13 protein-coding genes are annotated in these 11,366 nt (G+C 36.1%); 6 read left to right on the top strand and 7 right to left on the bottom strand.

The window, feature by feature from the left end:
- The first annotated feature begins 304 nt into the window (after nt 1-304).
- Together ACNKXV_RS03975 and ACNKXV_RS03980 are read left to right on the top strand one after the other, a co-directional pair.
- Nucleotides 305-883, top strand: a complete 579-nt coding sequence (locus ACNKXV_RS03975; RefSeq protein WP_417906407.1) for a YceI family protein — start codon at nt 305-307, stop codon at nt 881-883.
- A 23-nt stretch (nt 884-906) separates the two neighbouring features.
- A complete protein-coding gene (locus ACNKXV_RS03980) occupies nt 907-2,178 on the top strand; it encodes a hypothetical protein (protein ID WP_417906408.1) in 1,272 nt (423 codons plus the stop codon).
- 23 nt (nt 2,179-2,201) lie between these two features.
- On the opposite strand, the gene ACNKXV_RS03985 is transcribed toward ACNKXV_RS03980, so the two are convergent.
- The 3 genes from ACNKXV_RS03985 to ACNKXV_RS03995 form a co-directional block, all read right to left on the bottom strand.
- Nucleotides 2,202-2,930 carry a hypothetical protein gene (locus tag ACNKXV_RS03985; RefSeq protein WP_417906409.1) on the bottom strand — a complete coding sequence of 243 codons (729 nt, stop codon included), beginning with the start codon at nt 2,928-2,930 and terminating at the stop codon, nt 2,202-2,204.
- Nucleotides 2,931-3,019: 89 nt separating this feature from the next.
- On the bottom strand, nt 3,020-4,060 hold the full coding sequence (locus ACNKXV_RS03990; RefSeq protein ID WP_417906410.1) for a response regulator: 1,041 nt from the start codon (nt 4,058-4,060) through the stop codon (nt 3,020-3,022).
- Between the two features lie 13 nt (nt 4,061-4,073).
- Nucleotides 4,074-5,333, bottom strand: a complete 1,260-nt coding sequence (locus ACNKXV_RS03995; protein ID WP_417906411.1) for a PAS domain-containing sensor histidine kinase — start codon at nt 5,331-5,333, stop codon at nt 4,074-4,076.
- Nucleotides 5,334-5,495: 162 nt separating this feature from the next.
- Here ACNKXV_RS03995 and ACNKXV_RS04000 point away from each other — a divergent pair, with 162 nt between their 5' ends.
- Entirely contained in the window at nt 5,496-6,329 is an 834-nt protein-coding gene (locus ACNKXV_RS04000; RefSeq protein ID WP_417906412.1) for a universal stress protein, read from the top strand.
- Between the two features lie 33 nt (nt 6,330-6,362).
- Here the strand turns inward: ACNKXV_RS04000 and deoC are convergent, their stop codons facing one another.
- Nucleotides 6,363-7,001, bottom strand: coding sequence for a deoxyribose-phosphate aldolase (gene deoC / locus ACNKXV_RS04005; protein ID WP_417906413.1), 639 nt, complete (start codon nt 6,999-7,001; stop codon nt 6,363-6,365).
- Nucleotides 7,002-7,162: 161 nt separating this feature from the next.
- Here deoC and ACNKXV_RS04010 point away from each other — a divergent pair, with 161 nt between their 5' ends.
- On the top strand, nt 7,163-7,936 hold the full coding sequence (locus ACNKXV_RS04010; RefSeq protein WP_417906414.1) for a response regulator transcription factor: 774 nt from the start codon (nt 7,163-7,165) through the stop codon (nt 7,934-7,936).
- 2 nt (nt 7,937-7,938) lie between these two features.
- Here the strand turns inward: ACNKXV_RS04010 and ACNKXV_RS04015 are convergent, their stop codons facing one another.
- Nucleotides 7,939-8,559 (bottom strand): DUF4403 family protein, encoded by a 621-nt coding sequence (locus ACNKXV_RS04015; protein WP_417906415.1) that lies wholly within the window; start codon nt 8,557-8,559, stop codon nt 7,939-7,941.
- Between the two features lie 489 nt (nt 8,560-9,048).
- Between ACNKXV_RS04015 and ACNKXV_RS04020 the strand changes: the two genes are divergently transcribed.
- A complete protein-coding gene (locus ACNKXV_RS04020) occupies nt 9,049-9,453 on the top strand; it encodes a hypothetical protein (RefSeq protein WP_417906416.1) in 405 nt (134 codons plus the stop codon).
- Nucleotides 9,450-9,644, top strand: coding sequence for a helix-turn-helix transcriptional regulator (locus ACNKXV_RS04025; RefSeq protein WP_417906417.1), 195 nt, complete (start codon nt 9,450-9,452; stop codon nt 9,642-9,644). Before ACNKXV_RS04020 ends, ACNKXV_RS04025 begins: the two co-directional genes overlap by 4 nt.
- Nucleotides 9,645-9,709: 65 nt before the next feature.
- On the opposite strand, the gene ACNKXV_RS04030 is transcribed toward ACNKXV_RS04025, so the two are convergent.
- Both ACNKXV_RS04030 and ACNKXV_RS04035 read right to left on the bottom strand, forming a co-directional pair.
- Complete coding sequence (locus tag ACNKXV_RS04030) at nt 9,710-10,663, bottom strand: calcium/sodium antiporter (protein ID WP_417906418.1); 954 nt, start codon at nt 10,661-10,663, stop codon at nt 9,710-9,712.
- Between the two features lie 18 nt (nt 10,664-10,681).
- Complete coding sequence (locus ACNKXV_RS04035) at nt 10,682-11,182, bottom strand: hypothetical protein (RefSeq protein WP_417906419.1); 501 nt, start codon at nt 11,180-11,182, stop codon at nt 10,682-10,684.
- Between the last annotated feature and the right edge of the window lie 184 nt (nt 11,183-11,366).

Below are 11,366 nucleotides of genomic sequence, written 5' to 3' on the forward strand. Positions count from 1 at the left end.
CAAAATAAAGGCAGATTTTTCCCACGGTTACTATTTCTGGCTTTTTAATCCTTTCCCCCGCTGATATATTTAATTCCTTATAACATCACTCTCATTTCATTCACTCTTGATTTTAAATTTATATCTGACTTTAATCGCTTAAAAAGCGCAATTCAACCTAAACTCTATAAGCTGTTAAAAACATAACCACCTCATTTTCTGAGGTTGATAAAGCCAAGAAAGTATTATTACAACGAAATATGACCAACGTCATTCCGTAAAAAGAACTCTTCAACCAACTTTGTAATTAATCAAATTCAAGCTTATGCGAGTCAGGATTGCTTTTAAAGTTATAGTCGTAATGCTTATAACAATGGTGGAGATGAAAGCGCAGACATTTGATCTGCAAAAGGAAGATATTAGCCTTACCGTAGACGGGACTTCCAATATTCATGACTGGCAACTACAAGCCGTAAATATTTCCGGAGTTATAGACGTAGAATTTAGTGATGAGAATTTTGGAAAGATCACCAGGCTGGAAGTCACGGTACCATCTGAAGGATTAAAAAGCGGTAAAAAGAGCATGGACAAGAATATCTATAAAGCATTACATACCACCCAATATCCCGAAATATGCTTCAGACTTAAATCGGTTAAAAAATTCGAAAAAGTCTCTGCTAATAATTACCACATTTTACTGGAAGGATTTTTAAAAATTGCCGGCACCGAGCGACTCATTCAGGTTCCTGTAAATCTAACTCAAGATAAAAACAACCACAACATTAGTGGAGAATTGGCCCTTAATATGACCGATTATAAGATTGAGCCTCCTTCAGCCCTATTTGGGACCATTAAAACCGGAGATCGGGTAGTTGTAAAATTTGAACTTTCCTCAAAAAAATAAGTTTAACCTTAACATAAGGAATCATGAAAAAAATTACCATCATTCTTATTAGAACCCTGATCCTGTTAATTGGCCTGCCGCTAATTGCGCAAAATCAAAGGGATATTGATAATTTCAGAAATCCTGACCAGCGAGGCATCAACCAGTTTGAAGCTCCAAAGGACAGCCTTACTACCTTTAACGGAGTCCAGGTTAGAATTGGTGGTGCTTCTACCATTCAATTTCAGGCATTGGATCACGAGAATTCAAATAACGAAGCAACTCCGCAGTTAATTGAGATTGGAGATAACTTTAACCTGGCAACTGCAAATCTGGATCTGGATGTGGTTTTATATGATGGGGTGCGTATGCATCTTAGAACATACCTTAGTTCCCAACATCATCCCGAAGCCTGGGTAAAGGGAGGTTATATTCAAATAGACAAACTGGAGTTTGTAAGCGAAGGATTTGCTGAAGAATTAATGGAAAAATTACGCATCAAAATTGGCCACATGGAAGTTAATTATGGCGATGCTCATTTTAGAAGAACAGATAATGCCATGGCTCTTTACAACCCTTTCGTAGGAAACTACCTGATGGATAGTTTTACTACCGAAGTGGGAGCAGAAATTTATTATTTCTGCGATTCCTGGTTAGGAATGGCCGGAATCACCAATGGAAAGCTTAATCAATCGGTTGAGAACCCTAATACCACCAGCCCGTCTTTTGTTGCTAAAATTGGATATGACCGTGAAATTGAAGCATACTTAAGATTAAGGCTTACAGGTTCCATCTATCATACGGCTCAAACCAGAACTGCTTATTTATATAGTGGTGACCGGTCAGGCTCCCGGTATTACAATATTTTCACAGATCTGGAGGGCAAAGGGGATAGTTTTCGAGCCGGGAGAATAAACCCGAATTTTAGAAATGAACTCACCTCTATAATGATCAACCCGTTTATAAAATATGGCGGACTGGAATTTTTCGGGATTTACGAAAGAGCTCAGGGAAAAGCTTCTGCCGAGTTGAATGAACGCACCTGGAATCATTATGCCGGGGAGCTTATTTACAGATTTGGCGGAGATGATGATCTTTACCTTGGCGGCAGATATAGCTCTGCCCGCGGAGATCTCACTGCAGATACCGAGGTTTATATTAACAGAATACAACTGAGTACCGGCTGGTTTTTAACCAAAAATATCCTGATGAAACTGGAATATGTTCATCAAAAATATAATGATTACCCGGTTAGAGACATTCATAATGATGGGAAATTTGAAGGTTTTATGATGGAAGCTGCAATAAGCTTTTAATCGAACTTTAGAGAGCAAGATCATTATTCGCTTTCATGGTAAATGAACAGTGGAAGCCTCAACGATTGCTTATATAAAATACCCATGTCCTTTTTAAAAAGCCGTTCACAAACTTCCAGGTTTTTGCCTAAGATCACCACAAGATCGAATTCATTCTGGATTTCTTTAAATAGTTCAGGGGTTAGACAAGGAGATAATTCAGGAAAAGGTTTGGCTTCCCCGGTTCCAATAGGCATTAACATAAACCTGGATCCTTTGAAATACTCCAGTTCATAAATCTCATCTAACTTTCCTTTAAAAGGCAGCAGGGATGCGGAAACGGGTAACACCACTTTTTCTATTTTCTGATACCGACAACCGGCAGGAATTATAATCAAATTGCATTTAATCTTTCGAATTACCTCATATATTATTGCAATCGAGTCAGCTCCAGCTTCTGCTAATTCTGTTCCGATAAACACAAGGTCAATTTTGTTTTTTGAGATTGCCTCTCGCATGGCAGAAATTAAATTCCCTTCAAAACTAAGGCTGAAGAAGTGATGGCCGGGATCTATTGCATCCCTTTTTAACTCCTGTATATTCTCAATTAACTCAATAGGTTTTGTAGCAATAGCCGGAAAGTGAAATTGCGCCTCTTTAGCTGTAACATTAGGAAAATAGAAATTAACCCCGGATTCTTTAAAAAAATTCACAGCAAATTTTCCAGTAAAATTGGTGGGTTTAATTAGGTTATCAAGTATTAAAACCTTCATTGATTCTTCACTTAGAATGTGAAGTTACATAGTGAGGCCTGCCGGTAAAATGATAATCATCAGTTCTACCTCGATTAAAACCAGGTTATTCATCGAATGGCTTTAAGCCCTTCCTGATCCAGTAAAATAATATTTCTACCATCGATCTCAATAAGTCCTTCTTTTTTAAAATCTGATAAGGTTCTTATCAAACTTTCTGAAGCCATCCCGGCAACACCGGCAAGATCTGCCCTTGAGATCCTGATGCTTTTTAATGGGTGTTTTTTGATCTTTTCAGCAAATAGCAATATCGTGTTGGCTGTTTTTTTTCGAACCGACCCATAAGCCATTTCCATCAAATGCTTTTTCACTTCCCTTAGACTATTATTTAAAGTATCTACCAGCTGTAAGGCCAGGCTGGGATTTGCCTTTAGGAGCTGATGAAATTTCTCGTTAGAAATAGTATATAGCTGTACATTTTCCATTGCCGTGGCATCTTCCTCATAAAACACCGCTTTATTATTAGAGTAATTTCCAAAAAAATCACCCTCTTTATATATCTCGGTAATTAGAATTTTCCCCTGATCATCCAACCGATGAGTTTTAACCACTCCCCGATCAATTAAAAAAAACAAATTAGCAGGCTCCCCTTTTTTATAAATACTTTCCTCTTCTTTAAAATGCTGAATTCCGTTCTTTTCAAACTCAGCTTTTAAAATATCCAGATTAGCAGTCTCCTTTCCTCGCGTTATTTCTCCTTCTGAAGCTAATGATTTAAGAATAGTAACTTTAGCCAGTCTGCTTTCGATCGCAGCTATTAGCTCTTCTTCTTCAAAAGGTTTAGTAAGATAATCATCGGCTCCAAGGTTCATTCCTTTTCTTATATCCTTATGTTCTGTTTTTGCCGAAAGGAAAATAAAAGGAATGTTAGCTGTTTCGGGATCCTGACTTAAAACTTTTAATACCCCATAGCCATCAACCTCCGGCATCATGATATCACAAATTATAAGGTCCGGCAATTCTTTCCTGGCGATTTCGATACCGGCCCTGCCGTTAGGAGCGGTAATAATTTGATAATTTGAAAGCTCCAGCAATTCTGCAGTATTTTCTCTTACTGTAACATCATCTTCTATTAACAATAACCTGCTCATACCTTATACTTATTTAATTCCCGGGAGATTTATCAAACGGCACCTTCACCTTAAATAAACTTCCCTCCCCTTCTTTACTGCTAAAATCTATAGTTCCGCCAAGATTGGCAAGATGAGTTCTGGCAATATTCAATCCTATCCCTGTGCCCTGATCCAACAGCGCATTTTCAGCTCTAAAATATCTTTCGAAAATGTGTTTCTGATCTTTTTCAGGAATTCCCCTGCCCTCATCTTCCACTTCAAAATAAATGTTTGGTCCCTTGATCTTAATGCGCAGATAAATCCTGGTATTTTCTGATGAATATTTAATGGCGTTGCCCAGCAAATTGGAAAGGATCAATTCAAGGATCTTCTCATCCTGAAAGATTTCCATCTCTTCAATTTCATCAGGATATATAAGCTCCTGTCCTTCTTTAAGCAAGAAATTGGCATTGTAAACAATGTCGTTGATAAACCTTTTAAGGCTGAAAGTCGCAAACTTATACTGGCCTCTCCCACTGTCCAGTCTTTCGATCGATAAAAAATCGTTTAAGATATTATTGAGATAATGTACTTTGTTCCTGATAGTTAATAAATGCTTTTCACGTTTGTGTTGCTGGTCTTCTGCTGCATATTTTTCCACCAGGGTTGCAGAGGTAAGAATTCCGCTTAAGGGGGTTTTAAATTCATGGGAAACGAGCGAGAGAAATTTAGTCTTTAACTCATTCAATTCTTTTTCCTTTTGCAGCGCACTTTTGATTTTCTTTTCGGCTTCAGCTCTTTTCTTAATTTCACTTTCAAGATCAATATTCAGTTTTTGCAACTCCTCTACACTTTCGCTAAGCTCCTGAGTTCTTAGTTTGATTTTATCTTCAAGATGTGTATTAAGATCTTCGATTTGCTGCTGCGTCTCTTTTCTAACTGTAATATCTATGATAAGGGACATTACATAATTTTCACCTTCATGGCTAAATGGGTTTAAACCTGCCTCTACGGGAAACAAACTTCCGTCTTTCTTTACCCCATATAATTCCCGGCCATGTCCCATTTGCCGCTTTTCACTATTCTGAAGGAATTTATCAAAATGCCTGTGGTGACTATGATGGTATTTCTTTGGAATGAGGATCTCCAGATGCTGTCCCCGTATCTCTTCCTTTAGATATCCAAACATAAACTCGGCGGCTTCATTCGCCGCAACCACCACCTGATTGGAGTCTACAACTATAATCCCTTCTGAAGCAGCCTGAAACAGCACATCGAAAATGCCCTGTGCTTTTAAAAATGAATCCTGCAAAATTGAACTGGTTTTAAATAAAGATAAAGTCTTTTTTATAATAATTTCAGAATACTTACCTCATTTTCAGCTAAGTAAAATATTTATAATTTGAGTAAACTGACGGAGATCATATTTTAAATAACAGAGAAAAGATAGCTTTGAAGTATAAATATGGTAATTATGAAAACTATTCTCGTACCCGTAGATTTTTCAGAATATTCTGAATATGCTCTTGAAGTAGCCGCAAGTATTGCGAAAAAACAAAAAGCTGAAGTCGTTGCAGTGCATATGATTGGAATTCCCGATTCATATCTTACCAGGGACGAAAAACAGGAAATTTTCAATGCCATATATTATATGGAAATTACCAGAAAACGCTTTAAAAAATTTCTGAGAAAAGATTATCTGGAAGATATAGATGTAACCGAAGCCGTAAAAAGCCATATTATATTCAGTGAAATAAATAAGGTCGCTGAAGAATATGGTGCCGATCTTGTTATTATGGGATCACATGGTGCCAGCGGGATTAAAGAAGCTCTAATAGGTTCCAATACAGAAAAAGTAATTCGCACCTCCAACATTCCGGTTTTGGTCATCAAGGAACGTATTAAAGATTTTAAAATTGAAAAAGCGGTATTTGTCACTGAATTTGACAAAGAAACGGCGAATGCTTATAGAGCTGCTAAAAAGTTCTTCAAGGTTTTTGGAGTGGAGCCGGAGATCCTTTTTATTAATATTCCTGAGAAGTTTATGAACTCAGGCGAAATGCATCGTAAAGCATATGATTTCCAGATTGATCAGGGAAAAAACAAAGAGAATTATCTGGATAAGGTGGTTTTCTATAACGATTATACAGCAGAGAAAGGAGTTTATAATTATTGCAAGGAGGCCAACATAGATACTATTTCAATTCCTACGCATGGTCGTAAACCTATAGGCCACTTTTTCTTTGGAAGCATGGGCGAGGATATCGCCAATCATGCCAAAATTCCGGTGATTACCTTTAAAATTTAAAATCCGGAAGACTCATAGAATTCGGGACCTCGGTTAGGATATAATTTTTATTCCAGATGAGGTCCCAATTCTGCTTACTCCAAGCCGGATATATTCTAAAGCGGTAGCCTTATCTCGTATCCCGCCCGAAGCTTTAATTTTGATCTTTCCTTCAGTTGCTGCAGCCATGAGCTTTACATCTTCAAAACTTGCTCCCCTGCTCCCAAAACCGGTTGAAGTCTTCACATAATCTGCCCCGGCCTGTGCGACAAGCTTACTGGCCGTTTCAATTTCAGAATTTGAAAGATAACAGGTCTCTATAATCACCTTAAGGATTCCTTCGGGTACTGTATTTTTGATCAATTTTATTTCTTTCAGAATATTTTCATGATTCCCATCTTTAAGATCGCCAATATTCATCACCATATCCAATTCAGTAGCCCCGTCTGTAACTGCTCTGTTCGCTTCCTCTACCTTGGCGCTCGTGGAAGCACTACCTAAAGGAAACCCTATAGTTGCTGCAATATATATTTCGTGGCCTTTTAGACTTTCATAGGCCAGGGCTACTCTACTGCTATTGACGCAGACAGCAAAAAAATTATGTGCTATTGCTACTTCACAAAGTTTAATAATTTCTTTTTTAGAGGCTTTTGCAGCCAGGAGCGTATGATCGATATATTTATTCAAATCCATGTTACAATTTTGAAAGATGAAGATAAACACTTCCTTTAAAATTATTAATTTGGAGCTGATTTTTGAGCTTTTTAGTTCTTAAACGATGATATTTAGTATAAAAAATGGTTTTCCTTTGAAATAATCCTTAATTTCGAAAAATTCTTATAAATGGGATATACATGAAAATATACGAAAGTGATTTTCTCGAGATTCGGATAGAAAAGGAGAATGATTGCTTTGTTCAATTCTGGAAACAATCTCCCGATTCGAATACTGTTTTAAAAGAAGAACTTTCCAAATACTGCGAGCTCTACAAAAAGTTTAAACCTTCTAAAACCCTGTGGTTACAGGAAAGGTTCCGGTTACCTGTAGATCAGGAAACACATGCCTGGATAGAAGAATATGTTAATATTCCCTGTGTTGAAAATGGTTGTCAAAAAGTGGCTTTTGTAGTGGGAACCGATGTACTTGTACATTTAAGTATCATGAGTCATTTTGAAAAAATGAAATCGGTAATTAGTCCACTACATTTTGCATCTGAAAAGGAGGCCCGACAATGGCTTGAAGAAACTAAAAGCCAGGAAATTAATCCCAATAAAGATGTAACCATTCTTTTTGAAGGTGTGGATGAAGAAGGAAATTCGATAATTAAGATCAAGAGACCATCTTCAGATATATCCAACACAATAAGGTCGTTTGCAAATTTAATAGAGGAAAACGAGTTCCTTAAAAAGAATATTTCAAAGTTTACAACCCTTACCAAAAGGGAAAAGCAGGTAATGGTAAGTATTTCAAAAGGGCTTAAACAACAAGAGGTTGCCGATGAACTTTTTATCTCCATTGGAACCCTTAGAACTCACTGGAAGAATATTAAAAGTAAACTGGAGATAAAATCTCTCGCAGATGTGATCAAATATGTAAATGCATTTGATCTTAACGGAGTGGAAAAATAACTTTATAGTTCAAGTTTCTCAAGTTCTACTATTCCTGTACCGGTAATGGTCACAGAAATCCACAGTTCATTTTTTCCCGCTTTTAGATTGGACACCTCGAGTTTATTTAAAGCACCTATTAGATGTACTCCTTCCTTAGCTTCTAACTTACTCTCCAGCTTTTCGTTTATAGCTCCAACTTTTTCCTCGATTACCGGCATAAAGTTAAAGTTAAGTTTCTTTTTAAGCTTTTCGTACATCCATCTGTTTATAACTGTTTCCAGAATTTGATTAGCGAACCAGTTATTTGTCTCCCCGTCAACTTCAAATTTTTTAAGCGAAATATGTTGTAGTTCGCGATCAAGTTCCAAAGCTGCATGAAATGCCATTTTGATCTGCCAGTTCTTAAAAAGACTGGTTAAGGTTTGCAAGGTGAAATTAATACGAAGATCATATTCTTCCATTTCACTTTTTTCCATAGACACATCCAACACCTGTGCATAATTAGAGTTACTCCCTTCACCTTTGCTAATGATCTCCCCTACCAGTTTTTGTATTAAATATTTATCCAGAACCGGATAACCTATTATCACCGGAAGGGTAATGTCTATATTTTGATCTGTAAATTCATCTTTCAAGTCCATAACCTCAAATTTTGATCTGTTCAACTAAGTAAATAGCCGTGATATTCAAATATCGAAACACTAAATTATTTGATGTCATAAAAAATGTGAAAATATGAAAGGTAAATAATAAACTTTGCGGCTGCAGATACCAAAGAAGAAAGATGGGAAATGGGGAATTATATATACACAAAAACCTTCCAGGATCCTGGAAGGTTTTGGAAAGGTTTATTCAAACGGTTAAATTATTCCTACCCTACATTGAAATAATTTAAACTTAAACCGATTAACGAATTACCATAGCACTAAATTAGGTATAGCTATCCTTTTAAAAAATACCCATTAAAGGGTATTTTTCGCTTTTGGTCTGTAAAAGCCTATAAAAAGCCACTTTCCTATAATAAAAATATTTAAATGTAAATTTCATTTTACTTTTTGTAAAATATACTTTACCTATAATTTTTAATTATATCTTTATAATGCAAAATTTACATTCAAAATATGGACACAATGAGAAAAAAAAGGATAAATAAATCACATTTAGCCACGAAAAAACTGGCTTTGTGGACATTATTATGGGTTGTGATTACTGCTATTACAAGTTTTGGATCCAAAAGTTTATGGGAAGCAAATGATTTTTTTAATCTCCTGGCCATTCTCTTAAACCTTGCGGTAGGGATAGGGGTAATTATTGCGAACCGGAATCAATTAAACGCACTTGATGAATTGCAACGTAAAATTCAGTTAGAAGCCATGGCTTTAACCCTTGGGGTAGCCGTAATTTTTGGCTTAGCTTATTCTATGCTGGAATCTGTAGAGTTAATAAGCTTTAATGCTGAAATTCCTCATCTGGTAATATTAATTGGAATCACATATTTAGCTGCTTCTATTATCGGGACAAGAAGATACTCATGAAAAACAGGATCAAGATTTTAAGGGCTGAACATGATCTCACTCAGGCCCAACTCGCTTCCAGGCTTGAAGTCTCCAGACAAACCATTAATGCCATTGAAAAAGGAAAATTTGATCCCAGTTTACCTCTGGCATTTAAAATTTCAAGACTGTTTGGCTTTCCAATAGAGGAAATTTTTGAGTTGTCTGAGTAAGAAAGTTGTCCTCTCTTAATGGGTAATTTTGAATTTTACAATTGGAACCAGGTTCAATACTCCAGTTACACAGTTTCTAAAATAAGGTAAGTTGTATATATCAAATAGGTGATTAAAAGTAAAAGGGCTTCCCAGCGGTCCAGCATTTTTCGACCTCCGGTTAACATAAAGATCATTAGAACAATCGTCCCTGCTAACAGTATATATAGGTCTGTATTAAATATTGGGTCGTAAGGCAATGGTCTAATCAGGGCACTAGACCCTAGAATTAAAAGCAAATTAAAGATGTTAGAACCTATGATATTACCAACCGCAATATCTGCATTCTTTTTTATTGCAGCCATAACCGATGTCGCCAACTCTGGCAGAGATGTTCCTGCTGCCACTATAGTGAGCCCAATTATCTTTTCACTTATTCCGAAAAATCCGGCAATGCTGGACGCACTATCCACTACCAGTGTTCCTCCACCTACAAGGCCGGCTAATCCTACTATTATAAATAAGGTAATCTTAGCAGGTGTTTCGCTTACCACAACAGGCATTTCCTGAACCGGGTTATTAGATAATTGATTTTTTATGTAAAAAAGAAATACACCGAAAAGCACCAGTAGTAATAACCCATCAAATCTGCTTAGAACAGAGAGATTGGTAAAGAAACTGTTTGCTAGCACATACAAAATTAGTACTGCGAGTAGTGAAATGGGAATTTCTTTTTTAATAGTACTCTCTTGAACAACCAGAGGACTTATAAGCCCTGTAATACCAAGAATTATAAAAAGATTGAAGTTATTACTTCCTATCACGTTTCCAAACACCAATTCTTCTCTTCCCTGAAAAGCTGCCACAGTATTAACTATAAGTTCTGGTGCTGAGGTCCCGAAAGCCACAATGGTTAAACCAATAATAAGATCTGATACATTTTTTTTCCTTGCCAGTATGGAGGCACCATTAATAAGCCAATCTGCTCCTTTTATAAGCAAACCAAAACCAAGGATCAATAAGATAAAATCAATTATCATATTATTAATTTTAAAATATTATGCCGCTGAGGTAATTATAGGTTTAAAAATAAGAAGACTATGAATGACCCTATTAAGCTTATTTGCATTACTTAATTCATGGTCATAAGTGTAGCTTAAATTATCATCGAATAAAACAATATCAGTAATTTCATCATTATAGGATTCGAGCCGAAGAATTATCTCCTTTAATACTTCTTTCTTTTGACCTCTATTATTTATAAATTTAGAATTACAACAAATATTACTCTTCGCAATGCCTCTTAAATTAATCCGGTGAACTACCTCAGTATCGTTCTGTTGAACTATTAACATTTGTTTCGTTTTAAAATCTATCCCAACTATATTTTTGTTCCACCTGTTCTCCCAATCTAAATTAAGATTATTTACCCGGACCAAATGTTTAAATTGTTTTTTGAGAGAACTGGTCTTTTGGTTAGCCATTATTATGAACAGTACATAGGGCACTACAACAAGCAGAACGATTACTGCATTAACAAAATATGTGTCTATTTTCATTTTTTTTATTATAAGTAATCAGGCATTAAATCACCTAATTCCATATCAAATGTAGACAAGAGTTTAGTTAAAGGATTGCCAATAATTTTTGAGGAGGAAATTATTTTCAGTAATAAAGACCTATAAAACAATAATTAAGATTTCACATCTAAGTGATTCTAATTCGATGCGCAATAGAGCTTTC

The organism is Christiangramia aquimixticola, from assembly GCF_048285835.1.
Classification (GTDB): Bacteria; Bacteroidota; Bacteroidia; order Flavobacteriales; family Flavobacteriaceae; genus Christiangramia; species Christiangramia aquimixticola.

Bases quoted from the DNA above. Each gene is read 5' to 3' on its own strand.
- ACNKXV_RS03975 (WP_417906407.1), top strand. From the start codon at position 305: ATGCGAGTCAGGATTGCTTTTAAAGTTATAGTCGTAATGCTTATAACA.
- ACNKXV_RS03980 (WP_417906408.1), top strand. From the start codon at position 907: ATGAAAAAAATTACCATCATTCTTATTAGAACCCTGATCCTGTTAATT.
- ACNKXV_RS03985 (WP_417906409.1), bottom strand. From the start codon at position 2,930: ATGAAGGTTTTAATACTTGATAACCTAATTAAACCCACCAATTTTACT.
- ACNKXV_RS03990 (WP_417906410.1), bottom strand. From the start codon at position 4,060: ATGAGCAGGTTATTGTTAATAGAAGATGATGTTACAGTAAGAGAAAAT.
- ACNKXV_RS04000 (WP_417906412.1), top strand. From the start codon at position 5,496: ATGAAAACTATTCTCGTACCCGTAGATTTTTCAGAATATTCTGAATAT.
- deoC (WP_417906413.1), bottom strand. From the start codon at position 7,001: ATGGATTTGAATAAATATATCGATCATACGCTCCTGGCTGCAAAAGCC.
- ACNKXV_RS04010 (WP_417906414.1), top strand. From the start codon at position 7,163: ATGAAAATATACGAAAGTGATTTTCTCGAGATTCGGATAGAAAAGGAG.
- ACNKXV_RS04015 (WP_417906415.1), bottom strand. From the start codon at position 8,559: ATGGACTTGAAAGATGAATTTACAGATCAAAATATAGACATTACCCTT.
- ACNKXV_RS04020 (WP_417906416.1), top strand. From the start codon at position 9,049: ATGAGAAAAAAAAGGATAAATAAATCACATTTAGCCACGAAAAAACTG.
- ACNKXV_RS04025 (WP_417906417.1), top strand. From the start codon at position 9,450: ATGAAAAACAGGATCAAGATTTTAAGGGCTGAACATGATCTCACTCAG.
- ACNKXV_RS04030 (WP_417906418.1), bottom strand. From the start codon at position 10,663: ATGATAATTGATTTTATCTTATTGATCCTTGGTTTTGGTTTGCTTATA.
- ACNKXV_RS04035 (WP_417906419.1), bottom strand. From the start codon at position 11,182: ATGAAAATAGACACATATTTTGTTAATGCAGTAATCGTTCTGCTTGTT.